Below are 24,550 nucleotides of genomic sequence, written 5' to 3' on the forward strand. Positions count from 1 at the left end.
ACTTTATGCCTTAATTGCTTTATACCGTCAGACTTAGGAATGCCTCTACAACCTTTTGCGCCACAATATGGGGCGGCGCCTGAAATATCGCTTTTTGTGCATCAATACTATGGCGATGATATACCGATGCATGAGCAGGATGCTCAACCAACCAATGACCTTTTACACAGTGGCTAAGCAGTACATCCACCACCAAATAATCATCCACATTTATTTCTGGGTTTTGTTTGAAGTACGCCGCTAACGCCAGCAACGACTCAATGCACAAATGTCGATACTCAGGTATTTTAATTTCACTAATTAAGCCATCAACATACAATTCAAAGGTTTTTTCGCCTGCGGTCATTTGCCCCATAACCCATTGCGAGTCAATACGATTACGACGCTCAAATTTATCGCCAATCACGACCCCTTTACTGCGCTGTAATAAAATCCAAATATCTAAATAAAACGTCTCAGGCATGTGCGTTAATGTCCCTAACTGCTTACGCCAATGTTGCCAATTACTAAAACCTTGCGGCAAATTCGAGTCAATAAAATGAACCGTCTTTTCAGATGCCTCACCAATGAGATGAATACTCTCCACCTCAACAATATGATGAACACTTTGGTCATAATTTTTTAGCATGTTTTTTAGTTTAGTAGCGATATCGCTGGGTGCCATATCACTCAATTCATCAAAGGCTAAGGTCCTGTGTTTCATGCTGCTCATCACTCATCTCACTGGTGAGCATCAACAGTAAATCTGTGGTACGAAGCGCAGCAACATTTTTAAACAATAAGGGCTCGCTTCTAATAATCGTAGCCAGATGGATTAAAATCTCCTGGATAAGCGATTTCTCTTTAGGGTCTTGACCACAACATGCTGCAATTTCGTGGTACAACGCATCGCTTTCCATTGAGTCGGCAATGACTTTGTAGCCACTGTAACCACGTCCGAGCACTAAATGCTTTTGACGAGCCAGAATTTCACTGAGCGCACTGCTTAATTCTTGATGATAAATATCAAGCAAGCCCGCGCACTGACGCACCAATGACCATAAGCGCAACTGGCAAGATTTTGCATACACTTCTTTTATTAAGTCTTTTAACGACACATCTTGATTATTGATCGTCATGACTTGTTGCGATGTGAACCGCCTTTCGAGCAATGACAACAATAATACTTGTTCATATAAATTTTCACTTTGTGATAATTTCACCATCATCTGTGCTAATGAAACATCTTGTGACCATATTGTGAGCGCACTTACATCTATGCTTACTGTTTTTTCATGTTTGAAGGTTAATAAACCATTATCAAGAGCGTCATAACCAGGATGATATTGAATCAAATCAAATGACTCTAAACCGTTTATGACTTCTGTATTTATTTTTGGTAAAAACTCAACTAGATTACCTAACCGAACATGCCCCTGTGATGTAGATAAATCTTTAAACAACGTCAATACATTTTCTTTAGTGTTGGCGTTAAGCATTGACTGATCCACATACATGGTCATTACAGGGTCTTTTTCACTTTGCCAATGGCGGCTTAAATAATTGGCCTCTGACAGAATGCGCTGTGCGAATAAATTATTATCCAGCGACATATAAAACCGAGATTTTTGATATTGGAAATTAGGTAAGAATAAATATTTCTGATCATTAATTTCATACAGTCTTGATGTTGCCATACTGCGGAGTACTCGCATTGGGCGACCTGTTAAACCTAAACGTTTATTACTGCCTAATCTTGAGTACACATTTAAGAGCTGCTCAGTCGCGCATAGCGTTATATCGGTTAATTCGCTTTCAAGATTACTGGTGATGCCTTGTTTATTTAATATATTTTGCACCGAGGCATCACTGGCAATCAAGCAAACATGAACCGATCGAGCTTGCACTGAACGAGTTCGTTTTGATAAGTTTTGAGGGTCTAATTGTTCAGGTGATATTAATTTTTCATGCAGTAAACGCGCTAAATAAAATAATGATTGCGCCCAGACAAGTGGTAAATTGTTATTGGCTGTGCGTTTTTGGCTGTGCGGAGTTTGTTTTTCCGCCTCTACGTTTTCAAGTGGCACATAATACAGCTCTGGCAACAGCATTTGGCCGTTTTGCTCTACCGCTAGAGATTCTAACTTTTTATAGTACTCATCGGCTAAAATAAGGTTTTGGTTAAACAAACTGTTCAAATACAAATATGTGTAAAATAATGGCCATTCCGACTCAATGTCTTTAAAGTTTTTAAGCTCATCATCTTTATAGTAAAAGCGAGAGTGATCTTCTAGTACAGATTGATGGCCATCTAACAGAAAGCGCTTACACCCGTACTCACCGGCTAGCTTATCCAATACCTTTTGATTCGTCAGCGCAGCGATTTCTGGTTCTTCCACTGAAAACGCGGGGTAGCCAATAATACTAAGCAGTGCCGCATCTACTTCTTTAGAGACAGATTCCCTAGGCAATAAATTTTGTAAGGTAGTACGGGCGCGGGCAATTTCGTCATCAATCACATGCACAACACCAAGCTCAGCACCATCTTTGCCAAACAAATTAAAGCCATTTAGCAGCTCAAGTGCCGATTTAACCATGCCAACAGAGCTGGCATTGATTTCACGACGACCATTGTTGATTTTATTACCACGCTCCCAGATACCATAATCACCTGTACGATACGCAGGACCAATATAATGAATCAGGTTTTGAATAAAGTTCACTTCATCCACTGACAAAATAATATCCAAGCCTGCGCTGATCATGCGAACCAACATAATCAAATAAATAGCGGTGGCATCAAACTGTAAATGCCCCCATTTGTCATCATCAACTACGGTGGCGCCTGTTGGCGTATCGTACTTAGCATGTAATGCAAAAAGAGGATCTTGATTATGCTTAAACGTCTCAACTTTTTCTGCTTGGCGCATCATGGAAACCAACAGCCCTCGCATGAGTCGTACGACAGAATGATTTAATAAATACGTACGCTGACTGTCGATGTCAGCGCTTTCGTAAGCTAATGCCAAACCCCACACCGCCTGAATCGAGTAAACATTATCTCGCACCCACGCATCTTGATAATTGCCGTGTTCATTAATGGCAGTACTGGCTGGAAACAAACCCGTAATAGGATCTTGCTTGGCTAATATCGTCGCTGAAATATTGCTATAAAACGCATCCAGCGTGGCAGACAATGTGCTTTTTTTATTTTCTGACATATTTATTCCATTATTTAAATTTACCAATCAACAGCAAAACCAAAAGTTTATCATTTAGAAATCAAAAACAGACGCACCTATTTCAGCAGAGCCAACCTTCTCTCGCATCATGCTGAACAATTCACGGCCCATTCCCACGTGATGAGGTGATAAATCCGGTGGCATTATGTTTCGCTGTAATAGCTCATCATCTGAAACCAACAAACTTAATTCTCCCTTATGGCAATCTAAACTCAATATGTCGCCGTCTTTCACTTTTGCAATTAAACCACCATCTAGCGCTTCTGGTGTTAAGTGTATTGCCGCAGGCACACTGCCTGATGCACCTGACATACGACCATCGGTAACCAATGCTACGCTCAGTCCTTTATCTTGCAGCACCGATAATATCGGCGTTAACTTATGCAACTCAGGCATGCCGTTCGATTTAGGGCCTTGATAACGCACCACCGCTATAAAGTTATCCGTCAGCTCACCCGCATCGAATGCTGCTTGTAATTGCGATTGCTCTTCAAATACTTTGGCAGGTGCCATGATCACTTGACGACTCACATCAACGGCCGATGTTTTTATAACACTGCTGCCCAAGTTACCTTTTAAGACACGAATGCCCCCTTCTTTAGAAAACACACAGTCCGGTGCGGCAATTACATTGCTGTCTAAACTTACCTGAATACCATCACGCCAATCTAACTGCTCTTCATTTAGGTAGGCTTCTTTACAATAGCGACGCATACCTGGGCCAACAATCGTATTAACATCATCATGTAATAAACCATCATTCAATAAACGCCATATAATTAAATTCATACCCCCCGCGGCATGAAAGTGATTCACGTCTGCGTCACCGTTTGGATACACCCTAGCCAGTAAAGGAATCGTACTGGACAACAATGAAAAATCATCCCAGTTAATAATAATCCCAGCTGCTCTCGCAATGGCGATTAAGTGAATGGTGTGATTGGTAGAACCGCCAGTTGCCATTAAGCCAATCATGGCATTTACAATTGATTTTTCATTAATCATCTCGCCTATGCCCATAGACTCAATGCCATTTAATGTATCGCACAAAATATTAGTCGCCCCTTCCGTTAGTGCGGATCGCAACGGCGTACCAGGGTTAACAAACGATGAACTTGGTAACTGTAAGCCCATCATTTCCATTAACATTTGATTTGAATTTGCAGTGCCATAAAATGTACAAGTACCTGCAGAATGATAGGATTCTGATTCGGCGCGTAACAGCTCATCGCGATCGACTTCGCCTAATTGAAACGCTTTACGAATCCGTGACTTTTCACCATTACTCATACCCGACGCCATAGGGCCTGCAGGAATAAATACCGTAGGTAAGTGCCCAAAGCGCAATGCCCCTATCAACATGCCCGGTACAATTTTGTCGCAAATACCTAAACACACCACCGCATCAAACATATTATGAGACAAGGCAATGGCACTGCTCATAGCAATACTATCGCGACTAAACAAACTTAATTCCATTCCTGGTTGGCCCTGCGTGACGCCATCACACATAGCCGGTACACCACCTGCAAATTGCACTGTGATGCCTTTTTTCATGGCCGCCGCTTTTATTTGTGCCGGATAGTCTTGATAAGGTTGATGCGCTGAAAGCATATCGTTATACGAGGAAAGAATGCCAATATTAGGTTTTTCATATTGGCTTAACGATTTTTTTTCTTCTTGTGTGTTAGCCGCAAACCCATGGGCTAAATTGCCGCAACTAAGTGATTTACGCGCCACGCCAAAGTTTTTCATAGTTTGAATTTGCAGTAGATAATCTGCGCGACTTTGCTGGCTGCGCTCAATAATCGCCTGAGTAACCTGTGACACAATGTGGTTCATATTTTCATTACCTGCGGTGAACGCTGCTCTGGTCTTTTTGGAAAGAAAGCGTCTTTATATTATTTTTATTAGCCCAATATTAGGCTTCCTTTAAAAAAAATGCAAACGATTACATTTTATAGTTTATATTGTCATTACAAAGCATATAAACAATGAACCTTGTATTACAAACAGGAGAAAATCACATGCTAAAAGGACAAGTAGCCCTCATCACAGGCGCCAGTCGTGGCTTAGGTAAGCAGTGTGCATTGACCCTTGCAAAAGCAGGATGCGATATCGCAATATTAGCCCGAGATGATGCACAGTTGGCCAGCACCGCGGCTGAAATAAGGGCTTTAGGGCAAAATTGTTTTTTTGCTCATTGTGATTTATCCGAACACGATTCTATTAAAACGTTTTTAAAGCAAAGTGAACAAGCTCTGGGGCCGGTTGATATTTTAATCAACAATGCAGGAATTGGTCATTATAAGCCTTTCTTGGAACACAGCATTGAGGAGCTGATTAATATTCACCAAATAAACGTAACGGCGACCATATTGTTAAGCTATTGACTGCTGCCTAACATGGTGAAAAACAAAAAAGGTGTGATCATTAACGTAGGCTCTGATGTCAGCCAAAAACCATTAGCGAATATGGCTCCCTATGTTGCCAGTAAATATGGCGTGCGAGGATTTACGCAAAGCTTATTACGTGAATATAAAAACAGAGGCATTAAAATTATGCAGATAAACCCAGGGATTATTGATACCCACTTTAATCAAGGAGAAGAAGGCAGCAAAGAGATAAACTGGGCACTGAATGCCAAGCATATCAGTGAAACTATTATGTGGATGATCAATCAGCCGCATTACCAGCTGATTGATGAACTGAATATTCACGCCTTAGAGCAAGACTTCTAAACACAACTAACCATTAGCAAGACTGTCGAATTACCAATTCATAATCCAATTCTTGCTTCACTTTTCTAGGTTGCTTGCCGCTCATTAATTCAATGAGCATTCTCATGGCATGGCAACCCATATCAATGCCATTTTGCGAAACAGTGGTTAATGGTGGATCGGTGTATTCAGAAAAGCGAATATCATCAAACCCAACAAGTGCAATGTCTTCTGGCACTTTTAAACCTTGCGCTTTAATCGCCTGTAAAGCACCCATCGCCATTTCATCATTAATCGAAAAAATAGCCGTTGGCCGATCATCTTGCTCCAATATTTTTTGGGCCGCTGTAAAACCAGACTCAGAAGAAAACTCACCTTCTACGACCCACGAAGCATTCACATCAAGACCATGTGCTTTCATAGCCTGACAAAACCCTTCGTAGCGTTGCTGTGTAATGGTATTTTTATAACCGACGATACAGCCAATTTTTTTATGGCCTTTAGACAGCAAGTGACTCACCACTTTATTTGCAGCAGCGGTGTTATCAATAAACACATTATAAATTGAATCTTCCGGTGTATAAGCACACGTCATAACAAGAGGCGAATGAATCGAGCGCAATTCATTACGAGGGTCTATATCAGCGGGCACTCTGTCACCCAATAAAATCATGCCGTCTGCTTGCTTGGTTTGCACCATGTTGGCATAACTGGCTTCACGTTTAAGGTCATTTTGAGTATCACCCAACAGCACGCTGTAGCCAGTACTATGGGCGACTTGCTCAATACCCCGTATAACGGTTGCAAAAAAAGGGTTACTTATGTCGGGCACAAGCACCACAATGGCTTGCGATTTTTGCGTTCGTAAATGCCGCGCCATAAAATTAGGGCTATAACCCAGTTTGTCTATGGCGGCTTGTATTTTTGTTCGGGTCGGCCCTTTGACGACTTCAGGATTCATCAACGCACGCGACACTGTCGCCGTTGAAACGCCCGCAACCCTAGCAATATCCTTCATTGTTGCCATACAATCCTTCCACTGCTGTTCACAGATTTCATTTTGTTAGATTGTAATCTATTCAATACACATTTGGCATTAATTCAACCGTTGCTTTTCGCAACAGTGGTTAATGCCAGCTCAGTAATCGCCTTCCAGTCTTTTTTCTTAACAAGGTCTTTAGGTGCAAGCCAAGAGCCACCAACACATTTCACATTGGGAAGGGCTAATACTTGAGCAAAGTTATCAAGTGTTAAACCGCCTGTTGGGCAAAACCCAATCTCAGGAAAAGGACCATTTAATGCCTTCAACATTTCGCGCCCTCCCACTACCGAGGCAGGGAATAACTTAAAGCGGTCAAACCCATGCTCTAACCCCAGCATTAATTCACTGGGGGTTGCGACGGCTGGAACATACTGCAATTGCATTTTTTTTGCCGCGATCAATAAGCTTTCTGTTATACCAGGACTTAAAGCAAACTGAACACCTAACGCCTCGACCTGTTCAAGTTGCTCAACCGAGGTGATAGTCCCAGCTCCCACAATCGCATCCGGTACATTGGCAATAATATCTGCAATGGCTTCAAGCGCGACGGAACTGCGCAACGTAATTTCTAACACCTTGATACCACCAGCTACTAACGCTCTCGCAAGTGGCACGGCATCGGCCAAATCATCAATGACAATAACAGGCATGACAGGCGTTGCTGTGAGTATTTGATCAACACTATTTGCTTTCATATTAAATTACCTACAAGATCACTGACGGGCAAACCCTGATTATATTGTTGTAACGCAGCGGACGCGCCGATTAAACCCGTTGATGGCTGGGTGATAAGATAAACAGGCGTATAACGCAAAAACTCATACGCACTGCCCTTTCGTAAAAATCGTTCTGCGAACGCACCTTGCTCAAAAATTTTCTGAATTTTTGGCGCAATGCCTCCTGCAATATATAACCCGCCATTACTGCCTTGTGTCAAAATAACATCCGCACAAACCGCACCCATTATCTGACAAAACATGGTTAATACTTTTAAAGACAAAGGATCATTATGCTCAAGTGCCGCTTGCGTAATTAAATTAGGCTCGCTTAATGGTGCATCTTCTTTATAAATATAAGCCAATGCTTGGTACAAATTGACGAGACCAGGACCTGATAATATGTGCTCACGGGTCACGTAGCCAAAACGAGACATTAAGTATGAAAGCACTTCTTTTTCTATATCGTTACTCGGTGTAAACCCTGCATGGCCCTCCCTCACTTGTCATCGCTATGTATGATGCATCAATATAATGCAAACTGGCCACACCCAACCCGGTGCCCGCACCAATAATGGCAATCGGTAAGTCTTTTGATAATGTTTTAGTGGGCTTTATTAAAACCTGTGTGTCTGTGTCTTGCAAAAAAGGGATTGAGCATGCTTGTGCTTTAAAATCATTGATAACAAGAAGTTTGTTTAACTTTAATTTTTTTTCTAATTTATCAACATCAAAATACCAATGGTTATTAGTAAACGTCACCCGATTACCCATAATAGGTGCCGCCACAGCAAAACAAGCACATTTAATGACGTAATCGTTTACATATTTTGACAAAAAAGAGCCAACTGCGGCGTCTATGTTGTCATAGTCTTCGCAGTTAAAATTTTCTTGAACAACCACTTGGTGAGTCTGTGCATCTGATAATGCAAAGCGCGCGTTGGTTCCCCCAATATCGGCCACTAAATAATAGTGCTTAAGCGTCATTAATGTATTACCCGTATTAGTTAGCGGCATAAAACACCTCCATTTTGCCGCCAACATGATTCATAAATATGCGTATCGGCATTTCCATAACATTGGCACCGCTCAAAGCCTTGTGATAAGTCTGCAATTTACTTTCGCCTTTAAGAAGCAAATAGGTACTGCGGCTTTTACGTAAATAAGACGCCGTTAATGACATTCGTTCATAAGGTGCTTCTCTTGGCTGAATAGCCATGACTCTTAATGGATTGCGCTCATCTAATATTGTCATTAAAGATTGCTGATCCGCACACGGGAAAATGGATGCCATATGACCATCATCCCCCATGCCTAATAACAAAACATCAATTGTATCCGGCAAACACTGCAATACCAGATTACAACTTTCTTGAGCTTGCTTAGCACTAACAACTGCGCTTTTAAGTGGAACAAACCGAGCTCTCTTCGCCTTATTCGTTAACAACGATCGTCGTATCAATAACTCGTTGCTGTCTATATGCGTACTGTCTAACCAGCGCTCATCCACTAATGTCACTATGACATTGTGCCACTGAATATCAATATTTGATAATGCCTCAAATAATGGTTTTGGTGAATTACCACCTGATACTACCAACAAAGCATGACCATTTGTTTTAATTGCAGCATTCAACTGCACTGCAATTTTCTCACTAAGACTTGATATTAGCGAATCAAAACCAGAAAACTCATTCATGCCATTCAAATCCATCTTTTAAGGGCAGAGCCAACGAACTGGCTGGGCCAAAACTGCCTGCCGCGTATTTTTTCGCTGGAGCAGCAGACTGCTTCCAAGCATTTATAATTGGATCCACCCAATTCCAGGCCGCTTCTACTTCATCACGCCTTACAAATAACGTTTGATTATCATTAATGAAATCCAACAACAATCGTTCGTATGCATCAATAGGTTGACTTTTTTCTACATTTGAAAAGTCTAGCTTTAATGACTTCTGCCCTAGTACCATAGGCCCGCCACTCAAGCTAGGCACTTTATTCATCAGTGTCAATTCGATACCATCATCCGGTTGCAAACGAATCACTAATTTATTGGGCTGCAAGTTTTGCTGTTCATTTTCTTGATAAAAAATAGAATGAGGTACCGATTTAAATTGAATCACAATTTCACTGTAACGTTTAGCTAACCGTTTACCGGTGCGTAAATAAAACGGCACACCACGCCAACGCCAATTATCAATATGGGCGCGTATTGCAACAAATGTTTCTGTTTGACTAGTATATGAGCCCTCTTCGTCATAACCACTCACCGCCTCGCCATTAACAGAGCCACTTTCATATTGGCCGCGTACAGTATGCTCTGACACATCATTCGAAGTAATCTTTCGTAATGACTTGAGCACCTTGAGTTTTTCATCACGTACATCTTTTGGGTGAAAGTTAAGAGGGACTTCCATGGCAACCAAACACAAAAGTTGCAGCAAATGATTTTGTACCATATCTCGCATGGCGCCGGCATTATGATAAAAATCCCAACGATTACCAACACCGACTGTTTCGGATGCGGTTATTTGAACATTATCAATACCGCTGTTTTTCCATAGCGGTTCTAAGATGAAATTACCAAAACGTAACGCCAATAAATTTTGTACGCTTTCTTTACCTAAATAATGATCAATGCGGAACACTTGTGATTCACTAAAATAATGAGCCACTTTTTCATTCACTGCGATAGATGATGCTAAATCAGTGCCAATGGGTTTTTCTAATACAACCCGTGCGTGTGCATTAATCAAACTAGCCAGATGCAATGATTGGCAAGCTGCCCCAAAAAAAATAGGATCCAATGCCAAATAGGATAAAACATGACGTCTTTCAAATACGGGCTTTTTTTCAACCAAACTATGAAACGCATCATCTGAACTTAAATCAATAGGAATATAGCTCAACTTAACTTTAAAGCGCTCCCATACGTTTGCATCCACTTCATTTTCTTTAATAAAAATTTGTAAATTTTCTAATACTTTTTCACGGTATTCGTCGTCGCTAATAAACGTTTTGGATAATCCAATTATGCGGTCAACATGATTAAGCAAATTTTCTTTTTCTAGATAATAAAGCGCCGGTAATAACTTGCGCATGGCAAGATCACCATTACCTCCAAAAATAAGAAAAACATGCTTCGATTTTTCATCTAAATGCGGGCTAATATCAGACACAGATCCTACTCCTAAGCCTGTAGAATTTTAAGTGTATTGGTACTGCCTTGAATCGACATATTATCTCCCATGGTTAAAATCACTCTTTCACCTTTAGAGATTAACTTTAACTCTTTCAATAATTCAAGTGCATGACGACTCACACTGCCTACTTTAAAATCAACGGGATCAAACATAATTGGCTGCACACCCTTAAACAAGCTCACGCTATTAAACGTGGCCACATGTGGTGTAAGTGCAAAAATTCGAATATGTGTATTTAAACGTGACGCCCATAATGGCGTATTACCTGACTCGGTTAAGCAAATAATGGCTTTAATATCCGGCATAATTCGAGCGGTTTTTACAGCCGCTTTTGCAATTGCATTATCCAAACTGGAGGCATGATCGGCCATTTCGTCTAAAGGGATAACATGGCTTTTCGAATCGTGCTTTTCTGCGCCTAAACAAATTTCTCTAACGGTAGAAACCACTTCATCCGGATAAAGGCCACTCGCGGTTTCTGCAGACAACATGACGGCATCTGTGCCATCTAAAACAGCATTGGCCACGTCAAATACTTCAGCGCGTGTCGGCATCGACTTTTCAATCATGGATTCCATCATTTGAGTCGCTGTAATCACAGGGCGATTCAATTGCAGGCTGCGTTTAATCAGTTTTTTCTGCACACCAATTAGGCCCGCCTCACCAATTTCAACGCCTAAATCGCCACGAGCAACCATGATGGCATCGGATGCTTCAATGATTTCATCCATTAATGATTCATCTTCAACCACTTCTGCACGCTCAATTTTTGCCATGACCAGTGCTGAGCTACCAGCTTCTTTTAGTAACGCTTTGGCTTCGATCATATCTTGCGCTGAACACGGAAAAGACACCGCTGCGTATTCCATTTTCAATTCACTAATTACCGGAATATCTTTTTTATCTTTGTCCGTTAACGCAGGTGCCGACAATCCGCCACCCATCTTGTTGATGCCTTTATTGTTTTGTAACGTACCATGCATGATGACAGTCGTGTGTATTTCGGATCCTTTAATTGACGTAACGTTTAAACGAATACGCCCGTCATCTAGCAGTAAAATATCGTCACGCTTTATGGAGTCAATCAGCGAAGGAAAGTCCACACCCACACGGTATACATCGCCCTCATGAGTTGGCAGATTCATATCCAAAATAAATGTTTGACCTAATGACAGTTTCACCTTGTCATCTTTAAAGCGCGCAATGCGAATTTTTGGGCCTTGTAAGTCACCTAGTATCGCAACAGCCAGTTGATGCTTTTTCGCTACTTCACGAATATAACCCACACGACGACGATGATCACCATGGCTGCCATGGGAGAAATTAATGCGCGCAACATTAACGCCGCTTAATAATAATGACTCGATGCTTTCTAATGTATCGGTTGCAGGACCAATGGTGGCAACTATTTTTGTGCGTGGCTTTACAGAATCTAGTTTAGTCATTTTATTGCTCCAACCATGCTAAGGTATTGTCTAGCATACGCATTGAGAATGCCCATTCGTTATCGTACCAAGCCAATACTTTTACTAATTTACCATTCACTTTTGTTTGTGTTATGTCCGCTATAGACGATGAGTCATTATGTAAAAAGTCGATCGACACTAGCGGCAGCTCATTAATACTCATAACAGCAGAGTCTTTCGCTGCGTTGACCAATGCTTGATTAATTTCATCTACCGTCGTGTCACGCGAGGCCATAAACGTTAAATCAACCAGTGACACATTATTAGTCGGCACCCTGACCGCCAAACCATCTAATTTACCCATAAGCTCAGGCATCACTAAACCAATTGCAGACGCCGCACCTGTTTTCGTGGGAATCACTGATGACGTTGCACTGCGAGCACGACGTAAATCACTGTGGTAACCATCTGTTAATTGTTGATCATTAGTAAAAGCATGTACCGTTGTCATTAAACCGGATTCAATGCCGACACTGTCATGCAATGCTTTGGCAACCGGCGCAAGGCAATTGGTGGTACAAGAAGCATTTGAAATAATGCGATCATGACGAGTCAAAGTATGATGATTAATGCCGTAAACAATGGTTTTATCTGCCCCGTTCGCTGGCGCAGAAATCATGACGTTCTTCGCGCCCGCTTTAATATGGTATTGGGCTGTTTCTTTTTCTGTAAAAAATCCAGTGCATTCAAATACAACATCTATATCTAGAGAGGCCCATGGCAACGCCTTTGGGTCACGCTCTTTAAAGCATGGTATTTCATCATGATTAATCGTGATGCTATCAGCGCTATGGCTTACGGGATAATTGAAAGTGCCATGAACACTGTCATATTTTAATAAGTGCGCCAGCTTGTCGGCATCCCCTAAATCATTAACAGCCACTATTTGGATATGTTCACGATAACCCTTTTCATAGAGCGCTCTAACTACATTACGGCCAATTCGGCCAAAACCATTGATTGCCACTTTAATCATTTAAATACCTGCTCTGAATTGAGACTTATGGAGAACTATCGTTAGTTGTTATTTTTAATGTTCAGAATCGAATGTAATCGATTACATGAATAAGCTTATTCTCAATTTCAAATGGGGTCAATGCCATTTGCGTATTAAATAACCGTGATAATCAAGGTTGTAGCGTTAGGGGGGAAAGGTTGCAGAATTTAAACAGTCGTAAAAAAGCCAACGGAGATAATATTGATATTCACAGCGTACTGATTAGGACTAAGGTCACTAAGAAATAGAACCTCGATACCCCATAAAAAACAGAGGATAACTAAAACTCGACATCCACTTCTTCGTCTTGTTTTTCAAGGCGAATCGTCACGCGGCGATTCAATTCACGGCCTGAGGCGGTTTTATTACTCGCCACAGGGTAACGCTCACCATGATAACGCGTCGTAAACATTTCATCGTCTAGACCTTTTTTAACCATGTATTCTGTGACCTTTATTGCGCGCGATTCAGACAATCGGCGGTTATTATAGCGGCGACCTGAAGAGTCACTATGGCCATCTATATATAATGCTTTTACTTTTGGGTCCGCTTTGACATATAGGATAATCAAATCCAGCTTCTTTTTAGACTCAGCATCTATGCGATCACCGCCGCCTCTAAACAGCACTTTACTCTTAGCCACTTGCCGAAAATTAACCGGCAGCAAGCCCGCAACACACCCTAAGTAGTCTTTATAAAAGCTATTAAAATTAGCCGCCGAAACCGACACCCTAATGGGCTCGCTTTCATCATAGCGGGCCTTACGGGTAAACGTTGGCTGCATGCCTTTGATTAACGCCTGCATCATGTGATTAGCGCGGCCAGGATCAACCCTCAATGGGACATTCGTTTGATTAATAGCCACCAAACCAAGGTCTTTAGCAAATCGGCTAGGGCCCCAAATTGGCGGCTCAATATGTAACGCCGCATCACCTTGGCCCATTAGATTTTTTTTGGTTTTAATGTGAAACATCAAGTCTTCACCCGCCTCATGATAAAACACGGCCTCACCATAATCCGGAATGGGCTGGACAAATTCACACTCAAAAATAGAGGGCGATAAACGCCATTCAGTTTCCTCAACCGAGGCCTGAAATGTTAACGCTTGGGTATAAATGCCCCACAACAGCAAGCCAACACAACAAAAGATACGCACAAATCAAACCCAATCTAAGTTATCTGCATAAGTTATCGGCCAAACCCGACCTTTCTTGACCACTAATCACCGTAACAGCTCGAATTTGAAACACCATATAGGATACGTTACAAACCGTCAGCACATGTAAAAGCGATAAAGTAGGTTTACACTGCGCCTTGGGGTACAATTCCCTTTTTTTAACGGCAACATTAAGGGAATTCGTGTCAGATTTTCATAGCAACCCAATGGCAAACCGCTTTCGTGGTTATCTACCTGTAGTGGTAGATGTGGAAACCTCAGGATTCAACGCCAAAACTGACGCCCTTTTAGAAGTGGGCATGGTCATCATGGACATGGACGAAAAAGGCCTCATGACGCCTGGCCCAGAGATGTCCGCTAAAATTAAGCCATTCGATGGTGCAAACATCGAACAGAGTGCGCTTGATTTTACGGGTATCGACCCATTTGACCCAGATCGCGATGATGAACACGAAGCCGATGCGCTAGACGCTATGTTCAAAACGATTCGCAAAGCCATCAAAATCAAAGGTTGTAAACGCGCCATATTAGTCGGCCACAACGCTCACTTTGATTTGGGCTTTATTAATGCGGCCGTTGAACGTAATGACTTAAAACGCAACCCTTTCCACCCGTTTTCGGGATTCGATACGGCTACGCTAGCTGGCCTTGCATTAGGCCACACGGTATTAGCGCGCTCTTGTATGCTTGCAGGTATCGACTTTGATAACAAAGCAGCACATAGCGCACTTTATGATACGCAAAAAACAGCCGAGTTATTTGCTCTGATTGTAAACCAATGGCACCACATGGGTGGCTGGGATTGGGCTGTACGTAAACATCAAAAAGAACAAGACCAGGACTAAACCTGCCCAGTCATTGCTACACTTATATCATTAACGTCTAATATTAGGCGTTATGATATTTGGTCTTTATATTACCTTTCGCTAAACTACCTGCACACTCTCTCTTGAAAGATCATCATGTTTGAATCTGTTTCATTTATTCATACGTTATGTGGCGGTGCATTAATTGGCTTAGCCGCTGTTATTTTATTTGCAGGCATCGGCCGTATTGCTGGAATTTGCGGCATTGCGTTTTCGTTATTAACCACCCCTACCTCCACACATATTTGGCGTTTGTTATTTTTAGGCGGGCTTGTGATTGGCTCACTGCTGTTTCACGCATTATCAGGTCAAGCCTATCCGCCTGCCCCTAACAACTCATTACCATTATTAATTATTGGTGGCCTGCTAGTGGGCTTTGGTACCGCCATGGGTAATGGCTGCACCAGCGGACATGGCATTTGTGGTATATCCCGCTTTTCAATTCGATCCATCGTAGCCACGCTAATCTTTATGGCCAGCGCCATCATGAGCATGTATGTGTTTCGTCATATACTGGGTTGGAGTATTTAACATGCAAAAAATTATCGCACTACTGGCCGGTATTTTATTTGGTGCAGGACTAGCCGCATCTGATATGAACAATCCAGAACGAGTACAACGCTTTTTAGACCTAATGAACTGGGACCCAAGTTTAATGTTCGTCATGGTTGGCGCATTGATAGTGGCGGCACCATGTTTTCAATGGTTAATGGAAAAACAGAACAAACCCGTATTCGCTGCTAAATTTTCTTTACCAAGCAAACTCAGCATTGATAAAAATTTACTCATCGGTTCTGCTCTATTTGGTATTGGCTGGGCCATTGTTGGTTACTGCCCTGGGCCCGCTATTGCGGCCATTGGCTATGGGTATCATGAAGTCTTTATTTTTGTGATAGCGATGTTTGCAGGGGCTAAGGCACAACAAGTGTTCATCAAATGAATAACGCCTAGACACCTAATTCACCTAAAAACATTGTTTTAATACACGTCAGTAGAGACCAACAGAGAATAGAGTGGACCGCACGTTACGCTACCACTCCTTTATATCTCATGCTTTATTGGTATTTTTAGCAGTAAATACCCGTCAAAATTAAACTGTCATTAATAAATGCCTTACTTCAACAAAAGATAAATTGGAGTGGGTCATGAAAAATTTCATTGATATTAAAATCGAAGGAATTAACGCTAGTATAAGTATAGTTAGCGTGACAGGACATGAATCTATATCTGATGAATTCTCGTTTAACTTACTGTTAAGCACACCGATTAATGAGCCACTCAAACCAGAAGATTGCTTAAAACAACCCCTAACCATTTTTTACAATGAAGCCAATAGTACATATAAAAAATTCGGCATTATCACATCACTTCAATTGGTTTTCTCAAGCGACCCACACAATTTACAGTTCAGGCTAGCGTGCCAGTCTTCCCTAGGGGAGCTAAAATCCATCACTCGATCCAATATATATACTGAGAAAACGCCGATCGAAGTCATTTCGGAGGTTTTAAATAAATACAATCATATAAACTATTTTATAAGTTGCGCGAACGCCTTACCTAAAAAATCCTTTATACATCAATATAAAGAAAGCGATTGCAATTTCATTGGGCGCTTATGTGAACACTGGGGCATCCATTATTATTTCGATAACGACGAAGAGAATACCCTCACTTTTGCAGATGACCGTAATTATCAGGCATCTGAAAAAATATTTCACTTTATCGAGAACCCAAATACCTCACAAGTCGAACACGCCATCACGGCGTTAAACATGCAGCAAACCCCTGCTATCAACCATGTCACTGTAGAAGGTCGTAACCCTGAACAAGATAGCATCATTATTACGACAGAATTTGGTAAACCAAATGATGATCATTCATCAATAAAATTTAACGGAATAGGTATTGATAACGAGGATGAAGGGCTACTGATTGCCCAAAGACGATATGAGTTGCAGCAATGTCAAAATATCATCTATACCGGATCATCTACAGCGCAAGATATTAGGGCTGGTTTTACAATAAAAATAGACATGGGTAATAATCAAGAGCCGCTAGAACTGCTTATTATCTCTGTGGATTACACAGCCTCTAACTTGAACTTAATCCGCAATGAAGATGCGATAGAGTTCAATTTAACCTTTTCTGCCATCCCAGCGAATATCGTTTTTAGACCTGCGCTTTTAAAACCAATACCCACTGCAATTTCTTCAACGGCCAGAATCTTTTCTAGCTTCGAGAATGCATCAATAGCACATAGAGACAACCTTGGTCGTTACAAAGTTATCTTTGATTACATGGATAATCAGCAAGCCTCTCATTGGATGCGAAAAAGTCAAACCGCAGGTAAAGACAATCACTTAGATATACCATTACTTCCTAATACAGAGGTGCAAATAGCCTATTTAGGGGGTAACCCTGACTTACCCTACATTAGCTGTGCTCTAGAAAACTCACAATCTACCATTATTCCTAGCAACAACGAACGACCCTATGCAACATGTTTACATACAAGCGGAAAACTCAGTCTTGAAGCAGGAAGATCATTCAACCTCAGCATTGTGGCCCCTATGGATAAACAAAGCACTGTTAATCCTGCAACCCCTAGTAATATTGTGACGCAATTTTCATCTACAGCAACAGTGGGTAAATACAATCGACTGAATAACAACGGCATTAAATTTCCAAATGATGAACGCCTTAATGGCGACAACATCGAATACAATGTTGACGCCCTTCAAGGCCAAACATATAAGGTGCAAGATACTGTTAGCTTTGTTTTAGGGTGATAACCCAACCTATTTTTTTGGTCAGCAATATAGAGAAGTTCACGCCAAATTCCCCAATCAAAAAAGTGTTCAACCTAGTGACAAATTCTCCTTTGATCTGAACCACATATTAGAAATGGATGAGAATAATATAGTTAACAGCAGCCCAACTATAGACAAGCAGATAGGCATGGTAAGAAAGTTATTTGGCAATCGTTACAACTATCACGACGGCAATATAGTATCCGTTAGAAAAGGTGATAATAATGAACCTCATAAAACCTTTAATTACGGCGCTCGTTATGTGGAACACATTATTAACGATAGCGATAACCCAACTAATTCACTAACCGATGGCTTTCCCCCAAATTGGCAGCCTAAAGAAATAGACTACATCATTAGAAATCACCACAAGCAATTTAAAATAAACCACAATGATACTATTACCATTCAAAAAGGCGATTCTTACGTTGAACGTGAGGGCAACACTGAACGAGTTCAAACAGGTGGTAGCAGCAAGGTCACGATTACAGGCAGCACACGCAGTAAAGACATTAACATTAGCGGCGAATCTATAAAGGAAATTACGGCTTCAAAAATTAAGTCTACGTTAAACGCATCCACAATATCTAAAACCGTAAATGGTGAGAAAAAAAGCACAACCACTGGATCAGACACATCCACTGTGAATGGCAACAAACACTCTGCAATTTTTGGCAACAAAACATCTGTCGTGATGGGTGGGAAAGCGGCCGCTGAATTAGGCAGTTCAAATAAATTTATTGGTGGCCTCAAAACAGAAATGGTGGCGGGCCTGACAATAAAATGTGCATTATTGCCCGAAATAGATGTATCTCCATTAAAATTTTCGAAGAAAGCTTATAACTTTAAAGATGGTGATGCCATGGTAGAGAAAGCAAAAGCCAAAATAATCAAAACAACACTGGTCACAATTACGTGTGGCGCTGTATTGATGCTTGGTTAAAGTCTTGCTTGGAGTGAGCATAGAGCTAAGCAGAAAAATTAAGACTAAAAAACACGTTGAATATAGATTAGGTTTACAAACCAAATAGCATATTCAGACGCGTCATAGCTTAGGGCAAAACAACCTAAATCAAACCGCATAGCGACCACCTATAAACCAGAATTTAAAGCGTAATCTCACCTTTCATATATGTAACGGCACGGCCTGATATGAGGACTCGATCTTGTTTATTCAGACACTCCAACTTTCCGACTCTTTTTGACAATTGTAATGCTGACATTTTATTTTTACTTAGTTTATCAGACCAATAGGGGATCAAGGAACAATGCGCAGAACCGGTCACTGGGTCTTCAAAAATAGTGGATTGAGGCGTAAAAAATCGTGATACGAAGTCAACCTGATCACCCGGCGCCGTGATAATGACACCACCAGGATCTAAGTTAATTTGATCAAGTATTTTTTGATTTGGCTGCATATCTTTGATCACCTCTTCTGAATCAAAGACCAATATATAATCCCTCGATTTCAACACTTCAACAGGCTCTATTGGAAAAGCGTCTAAAATAATCTTCGGCGCCACGGCATGAATTGGCTTTCTTGAAGGGAAATTCAGTGTTAACAAACCCCTTTCTTTGGTAACGATCAACTCACCACTCTTAGAGCTAAATTTAACCACGTTTGTGTCTTTATTTAGGTAACTAAATACAACATGTGCTGACGCTAATGTTGCATGCCCACATAAGTCCATTTCGATATCAGGCGTAAACCAACGAATACCATATGAGCCGTCTAAACACGAAACTATAAACGCCGTTTCGGCCACGGCATTCTCTTCAGCAATTTTTTGCATGAGATCATCTGACAGCCAATGCGCCAAAGGACAAACCACCGCAGGGTTCCCACCAAACACCCTATCAGTAAATGCGTCTACCTGATAAATAGGTAAATTCATATATTCATAACCTTTTTATTACAACCCGATCACTTAGTGAGCAAGAACATCTATGACTTTAATTAACACCAGACACAACCACTATACCTGAGCCCCCTTAATTACCAATATCGTATCGATAAAAATGCGCGACTAGGTGGGCTAATTTTGCATAAAAAAACAACATGCATCCAGTAAAAACATACCTAACCATAAGTATTTGATACAATTACGATTCACTTTATCATCAATTAAGAGCTTACCACCATGCACCCTGCTGAATTTAAAACCTTGCGCGAAGCGGTTGGCCTTTCTATTTCGACCCTCGTTAAAGTGATTGATGTGGATGAACGCTCTATCAGGAAATGGGAATCGGGTAAAAAGAAACTGCCCGTCGACGTTATTAACGCTGTAGTCGCTATTGACCAATTACTGACAGACACGGCAAATAAAGCCTTTGATGAATTACAAAAAACACCACAAACACCTGTTGTACTGCAACGCTATATCGAAGAAGAAGATTATTTAACCGCACACCCTGAATTCGAAGGCCTGCCGATTAACACTTACGGTGTATCACTTTTTCGCTTAAGACAAAAATTCATTGATGCAGGCATACCTGTTTCGATTGAATATATCTAACCGTTATTTATAAAGCACGATGAAGCTCAGCACTCGACTCTCAATTCTTTGCAGCACGATTCATACACATGATTTCGATCATATATGGGATTGCTGCTGTGATCATGGCTACCTAGGACAGCACATAATGGCTGAGCACCCCGATAGCCATATTCATTTTGTCGATGTATTGCCTCATTTAATTAACGAAGTAGAAAAACGCTTAATCACACAACTTCAAAAGAATTGGACCACCCACTGCTTAGATGCGGCAGCCATTAAATTAGAGCACTCAAGCAGTCACTTGGTCATTATTGCAGGTGTCGGGGGTGACTTATTAATCGATATGGTGGACGCCATTATAAGTAACCATTCAACGTTAATTGAAGACAGGCGCTTAGATTTTATATTATGCCCTGTCCGCCAATTACATAAGGTCCGTGAAGGCTTAAATAGATTGCAACTGGGCTTAGTCAGTGAACAAATAGTAAAAGACAACAACCAGTTCTATGAGGTAATACAGGTAAGCAACCAATCTAGAATACCACTAAGCTTAGTGGGTGACATAATGTGGAATACCGCGAATGAAGAACATCAAGCGTATCGCAATGCCATGATTACTCACTATCAAAAACAGCCCAGTCATCACGCAAAAAAATTACTAAGACTGTATCAAGACATTTGTTAACTACTTAGCTTACCTTATAAAACATTAAGAGCTTGTTTCTACTAAGGCCACCCACCTGCTAAATACATTTAACTGCTCAGCAGCAAGTTTGATACACACCAGTAACGGCACCGCCACCAAAACACCCACAGCGCCCCAAAGCCAACCCCAAATCAATAACCATAAAATTAATATTAATGGATTTAGCTGCATGTGCCGACCTAATACGGCAGGCGTAATAAACTGAGCCTCTAGCATATTAATTCCAAAGTAAACGGCAGCAGGCACCAAGGCAACCGCCTCCATGCCATACTGAGTAACACCGGCAAGGCTCAGTATCACTAAAGCCATTATGGAGCCAAGATAGGGCGCAAAATTAAGTAAGCCAACCAGCGCCCCCCAGAGTAACGCATCATTGACGCCCATCATCCAAAATACACCTGCGATAATCATTCCCAGCCCAGCATTAATAATTGTTACCGTAATAATGTAACGGGATAATTCTTTTTGCAGTTTACCTATTAGCGCAATCGAACGACGGTTACTTGATTCTCGAGGTAACATTTTCAGATAACTTTCATACAGACCAGGGCCAAAGATCAATAAAAATATCACTAAAATAAGAAAGGTCATGAACTGTGCAAGGACTAACGGTGTTGCAACCAAAATAGAAATAATGATGTCCATTCCGCCCTGCGTCACTCGTGTTAAGAGCACACTATTATTACTTGTTTCTTCTACAATGATTGGCTCTTCATCTTCGTCACTGCTAAACCATCCAAAAAAACCAGCGCTTTTTTCCTTTACAGGCAATACAACTTCATTGGTTTCAGCCACGGGGTCAATACTGATAATTTTGCTTATATTATCAAGCTCCTCAGTGAGCTGAGCTGAAAGCTTAGGTAATTGCTCTACCCATTTTTGTGCAGGACCTGCCAATTCAATACTCAGCATCGTCAAAGGCCCACCAATCAAGGTAAGTAAAAAGATAGCCGATAAAGAGCGAGGAATATAAAGCCGTTTAAGCAACGACACTAAAGGGCTCAGCAACAACGAAAACAAAAGTGCCACAATAATCGGCATCAATAATGATTTGGCAAAATACAAAGTATAAAGAAGTGACAGCGTCAGCAAACCATAAACAGGTAAACTAAAAACGATACGTTTAGGCGCAACAGCAGGCGCTGCTGATTCACTTAAAGCAAGTGATTCTGACTCTTTATCCATTTTCATTACTCTCATTATGCGACCCATGTCTGCTAATCATGAAAGAATAAAGACGGCCCCCGGTACGTAAAAGACTGTAAACCCTGCGTAAACCAACGCCTCTTGCAACAACCCCAGCTAGCAGGCCAGCACCAACCACTAAGTAGGGACTGTATTTTTTTAATGCTTGCATTGACTGCTCGTTAATCAAAGAGAATTGCACCTGACGTACATGTAAACGATTATTCTGCGATCGAATTTTACGGCACAAAGTGTTACGACTCACTGCTTTGACCTTTAATAAACTGACGAATATGCTGTCGAGTTAATGGTAACTTCAGGCTTTTACTGTAGTGCTTCCACCCCACAGCAATACCAAATAGACCAAGCATCTGAAAGGCACAAAAAGATATCAACCCTTGCGATACAGATTCGTCTAGTAAATAAATATGCCATGAAAGCGCCGCACTAAAACTAACCCAAGTGAGCATCAATATAGGAACAAATAACCTTGCTAATACCATTAAGCGCTTAGCATCTGTAATGGCCAGTTTCATTTCAAGCTGAAACAGCTCTAAAATATCAGAACCTGTTGACACTGCCTGTTGTAGCCAGTTTATAAGCAGCGTCACCTCTTCCGTTATTTCAGGTTTTTTAAGACTCTCACTTGAATTATTTGTATCTTTAGCTTCAATCATTTGCGTGAAAAGAAGTGAGAAAGAACAAGGCCCGTCACAAAAGCAATGCCTAAACTTGCTAGTGGCTTTTCGCGAACAAATTCACTGGTTTGCTTACCAAGCTCTTCTGCCTTAGCGCGCCCTTTGAGTAATTGCTCAATTGCCTCATCTTTAACATCGACACCTGCCGCTTCAGCAGCGGATTTAAAATGCTCTTTGGCTTCGGTTAATTTTTCATAAGCGCTCAACACCGCTTCTTTGCTGGCCGCTAATTCATCGCTTTTGGTTGTATTTTTGCTTGCTGCCATTTTTACTCTCCAGTGCAATTAGTTTATTTTGCTACCATTCGCCTTAGAAACAATAGCAGGACTCACGCCTAAATAAAAATACTGGGATTACATCGCTGAAATTGCAATAAGAACAGGCTGTTGGCGATAAAACTGACACAATAACCGGTATACCTCAGGCATGTGCTCTTTCATATTTTCTGGGTCTTCAAAAAACGTCTCGCTGCACACAGCAAAAAATTCAGCAGGATTGGTTAACGCATAATCATCAAGTGGCAAAGGACGACGCGTTTTAAAATCATGCTGCAACCGGTCCCATGCAGCGGTAAAGATATCATGCCACTCACCGGCGCGCATATCAGGGTGCATCGGTGGTGCGCCATTGGCGCCGTCACGGAGCATATCAAGCTTATGTGCAAACTCATGAATCACCACATTACTCGCTTTACCACCGCGAGCAGTGGCCCCACTTTCACAAACCGATTTCCAAGATAAGATCAACGGCCCCCGATGCCATGCTTCGCCACTTAAACCCGGACTTTTACTGTGAACAACCCCGTCATCACTACGGTATGGACGATTCGGCACAAAATCGCCTTCATAAATAATAACAGTCTGAAAGTGATCATACCAATCCAATCCAAGCTTCAAGACAGGCACACATGCCATTGTCGCGATTGTTAGACACATCTCAGTGGTAAATTGGAACTGCGCACCAGACACAAAACTTTTACGCACAAGAAAACGAAACGTCATGTCTCGTAGCGCATCACGCTCAGCACCTTGATAATGTTCCATCACAGGCCAGTCTGCTACCGCTGACTCCCATTCCTGTGCGGTTAATCCCATTTTTTTGATGCGTTTATTTTCACGCCAATTACGAAATCGTTTAAACATGATTAGCTCGTTTTGTCACAGGTGAATGTTTTACAGTGCTAAATTCTAACACCTAAGCTTTTAAATTTACTCATGTGGTGATTTTCTTACATACTCCACCTAA

General features: G+C 41.4%; 24 protein-coding genes and 1 pseudogene. 8 read left to right on the forward strand and 17 right to left on the reverse strand.

Annotation, left to right across the window (positions count from 1 at the left end):
- Positions 1-19: 19 nt before the first annotated feature.
- Genes ACU6U9_RS18870 through edd form a run of 3 tightly spaced genes read right to left on the reverse strand, consistent with a single transcriptional unit; the run spans position 20 to position 5,063 of the window.
- Entirely contained in the window at positions 20-703 is a 684-nt protein-coding gene (locus tag ACU6U9_RS18870; protein WP_446736533.1) for a hypothetical protein, read from the reverse strand.
- A complete protein-coding gene (locus ACU6U9_RS18875) occupies positions 678-3,200 on the reverse strand; it encodes a glycoside hydrolase family 15 protein (protein ID WP_446736534.1) in 2,523 nt (840 codons plus the stop codon). Before ACU6U9_RS18875 ends, ACU6U9_RS18870 begins: the two co-directional genes overlap by 26 nt.
- 54 nt (positions 3,201-3,254) lie before the next feature.
- Positions 3,255-5,063 carry a phosphogluconate dehydratase gene (gene edd, locus ACU6U9_RS18880; protein ID WP_446736535.1) on the reverse strand — a complete coding sequence of 603 codons (1,809 nt, stop codon included), beginning with the start codon at positions 5,061-5,063 and terminating at the stop codon, positions 3,255-3,257.
- A gap of 185 nt (positions 5,064-5,248) precedes the next feature.
- Between edd and ACU6U9_RS18885 the strand changes: the two are divergent.
- Positions 5,249-5,962: pseudogene (locus ACU6U9_RS18885) on the forward strand (SDR family NAD(P)-dependent oxidoreductase).
- Between the two features lie 13 nt (positions 5,963-5,975).
- Here ACU6U9_RS18885 and ACU6U9_RS18890 read toward each other — a convergent pair.
- The 9 genes from ACU6U9_RS18890 to ACU6U9_RS18930 all read right to left on the reverse strand — a co-directional run bounded on the left by ACU6U9_RS18890 (position 5,976) and on the right by ACU6U9_RS18930 (position 14,521).
- A complete protein-coding gene (locus ACU6U9_RS18890; RefSeq protein ID WP_446736536.1) occupies positions 5,976-6,968 on the reverse strand; it encodes a LacI family DNA-binding transcriptional regulator in 993 nt (330 codons plus the stop codon).
- A 74-nt stretch (positions 6,969-7,042) separates the two neighbouring features.
- Positions 7,043-7,678: a bifunctional 4-hydroxy-2-oxoglutarate aldolase/2-dehydro-3-deoxy-phosphogluconate aldolase gene (eda, locus tag ACU6U9_RS18895; RefSeq protein ID WP_446736537.1), complete on the reverse strand. Its 636-nt coding sequence runs from the start codon at positions 7,676-7,678 to the stop codon at positions 7,043-7,045.
- Positions 7,675-8,151, reverse strand: a complete 477-nt coding sequence (locus ACU6U9_RS18900; protein WP_446736538.1) for a glucokinase — start codon at positions 8,149-8,151, stop codon at positions 7,675-7,677. The genes eda and ACU6U9_RS18900 overlap by 4 nt, the downstream gene beginning before the upstream one ends.
- Before the next feature lie 16 nt (positions 8,152-8,167).
- A complete protein-coding gene (locus tag ACU6U9_RS18905) occupies positions 8,168-8,716 on the reverse strand; it encodes a glucokinase (RefSeq protein ID WP_446736539.1) in 549 nt (182 codons plus the stop codon).
- The gene (pgl, locus tag ACU6U9_RS18910; protein WP_446736540.1) at positions 8,703-9,398 is read right to left on the reverse strand and encodes a 6-phosphogluconolactonase; all 696 of its coding nucleotides are present in this window, start codon (positions 9,396-9,398) and stop codon (positions 8,703-8,705) included. The genes ACU6U9_RS18905 and pgl overlap by 14 nt, the downstream gene beginning before the upstream one ends.
- Positions 9,391-10,878 carry a glucose-6-phosphate dehydrogenase gene (gene zwf, locus ACU6U9_RS18915; protein WP_446736541.1) on the reverse strand — a complete coding sequence of 496 codons (1,488 nt, stop codon included), beginning with the start codon at positions 10,876-10,878 and terminating at the stop codon, positions 9,391-9,393. Before zwf ends, pgl begins: the two co-directional genes overlap by 8 nt.
- A gap of 11 nt (positions 10,879-10,889) precedes the next feature.
- On the reverse strand, positions 10,890-12,347 hold the full coding sequence (pyk, locus tag ACU6U9_RS18920) for a pyruvate kinase (RefSeq protein ID WP_446736542.1): 1,458 nt from the start codon (positions 12,345-12,347) through the stop codon (positions 10,890-10,892).
- Between the two features lies 1 nt (position 12,348).
- Positions 12,349-13,344 (reverse strand): type I glyceraldehyde-3-phosphate dehydrogenase, encoded by a 996-nt coding sequence (gene gap / locus ACU6U9_RS18925; RefSeq protein ID WP_446736543.1) that lies wholly within the window; start codon positions 13,342-13,344, stop codon positions 12,349-12,351.
- 301 nt (positions 13,345-13,645) lie between these two features.
- Positions 13,646-14,521 (reverse strand): flagellar protein MotY, encoded by an 876-nt coding sequence (locus ACU6U9_RS18930; protein ID WP_446736544.1) that lies wholly within the window; start codon positions 14,519-14,521, stop codon positions 13,646-13,648.
- Between the two features lie 227 nt (positions 14,522-14,748).
- Between ACU6U9_RS18930 and rnt the strand changes: the two genes are divergently transcribed.
- The 5 genes from rnt to ACU6U9_RS18955 all read left to right on the forward strand — a co-directional run bounded on the left by rnt (position 14,749) and on the right by ACU6U9_RS18955 (position 19,161).
- Complete coding sequence (gene rnt, locus ACU6U9_RS18935) at positions 14,749-15,387, forward strand: ribonuclease T (RefSeq protein WP_446737199.1); 639 nt, start codon at positions 14,749-14,751, stop codon at positions 15,385-15,387.
- Between the two features lie 117 nt (positions 15,388-15,504).
- A complete protein-coding gene (locus ACU6U9_RS18940) occupies positions 15,505-15,939 on the forward strand; it encodes a YeeE/YedE family protein (protein ID WP_446736545.1) in 435 nt (144 codons plus the stop codon).
- Position 15,940: 1 nt separating this feature from the next.
- The gene (locus ACU6U9_RS18945; RefSeq protein ID WP_446736546.1) at positions 15,941-16,348 is read left to right on the forward strand and encodes a DUF6691 family protein; all 408 of its coding nucleotides are present in this window, start codon (positions 15,941-15,943) and stop codon (positions 16,346-16,348) included.
- Between the two features lie 205 nt (positions 16,349-16,553).
- A complete protein-coding gene (locus ACU6U9_RS18950; RefSeq protein WP_446736547.1) occupies positions 16,554-18,197 on the forward strand; it encodes a type VI secretion system Vgr family protein in 1,644 nt (547 codons plus the stop codon).
- 169 nt (positions 18,198-18,366) lie between these two features.
- Entirely contained in the window at positions 18,367-19,161 is a 795-nt protein-coding gene (locus tag ACU6U9_RS18955; protein WP_446736548.1) for a hypothetical protein, read from the forward strand.
- A gap of 163 nt (positions 19,162-19,324) precedes the next feature.
- Here ACU6U9_RS18955 and ACU6U9_RS18960 read toward each other — a convergent pair whose 3' ends face one another.
- Positions 19,325-20,113: a PhzF family phenazine biosynthesis protein gene (locus ACU6U9_RS18960; RefSeq protein ID WP_446736549.1), complete on the reverse strand. Its 789-nt coding sequence runs from the start codon at positions 20,111-20,113 to the stop codon at positions 19,325-19,327.
- Positions 20,114-20,359: 246 nt separating this feature from the next.
- On the opposite strand from ACU6U9_RS18960, the gene ACU6U9_RS18965 reads away from it, so the two are divergent.
- Positions 20,360-20,734, forward strand: coding sequence for a helix-turn-helix domain-containing protein (locus ACU6U9_RS18965; RefSeq protein ID WP_446736550.1), 375 nt, complete (start codon positions 20,360-20,362; stop codon positions 20,732-20,734).
- A gap of 19 nt (positions 20,735-20,753) precedes the next feature.
- On the forward strand, positions 20,754-21,401 hold the full coding sequence (locus ACU6U9_RS18970; protein ID WP_446736551.1) for a tRNA (adenine(22)-N(1))-methyltransferase TrmK: 648 nt from the start codon (positions 20,754-20,756) through the stop codon (positions 21,399-21,401).
- 24 nt (positions 21,402-21,425) lie between these two features.
- Here ACU6U9_RS18970 and ACU6U9_RS18975 read toward each other — a convergent pair whose 3' ends face one another.
- The 4 genes from ACU6U9_RS18975 to ACU6U9_RS18990 all read right to left on the reverse strand — a co-directional run bounded on the left by ACU6U9_RS18975 (position 21,426) and on the right by ACU6U9_RS18990 (position 24,447).
- Positions 21,426-22,613, reverse strand: a complete 1,188-nt coding sequence (locus tag ACU6U9_RS18975; protein WP_446736552.1) for an AI-2E family transporter — start codon at positions 22,611-22,613, stop codon at positions 21,426-21,428.
- A gap of 248 nt (positions 22,614-22,861) precedes the next feature.
- Positions 22,862-23,284 (reverse strand): hypothetical protein, encoded by a 423-nt coding sequence (locus tag ACU6U9_RS18980; protein WP_446736553.1) that lies wholly within the window; start codon positions 23,282-23,284, stop codon positions 22,862-22,864.
- A complete protein-coding gene (locus ACU6U9_RS18985) occupies positions 23,281-23,571 on the reverse strand; it encodes a hypothetical protein (RefSeq protein ID WP_446736554.1) in 291 nt (96 codons plus the stop codon). Before ACU6U9_RS18985 ends, ACU6U9_RS18980 begins: the two co-directional genes overlap by 4 nt.
- An 87-nt stretch (positions 23,572-23,658) precedes the next feature.
- Positions 23,659-24,447 carry a M90 family metallopeptidase gene (locus ACU6U9_RS18990; protein ID WP_446736555.1) on the reverse strand — a complete coding sequence of 263 codons (789 nt, stop codon included), beginning with the start codon at positions 24,445-24,447 and terminating at the stop codon, positions 23,659-23,661.
- Positions 24,448-24,550: the final 103 nt, after the last annotated feature.

The sequence above is a fragment of the Pseudomonas sp. HK3 genome (genome assembly GCF_052920985.1).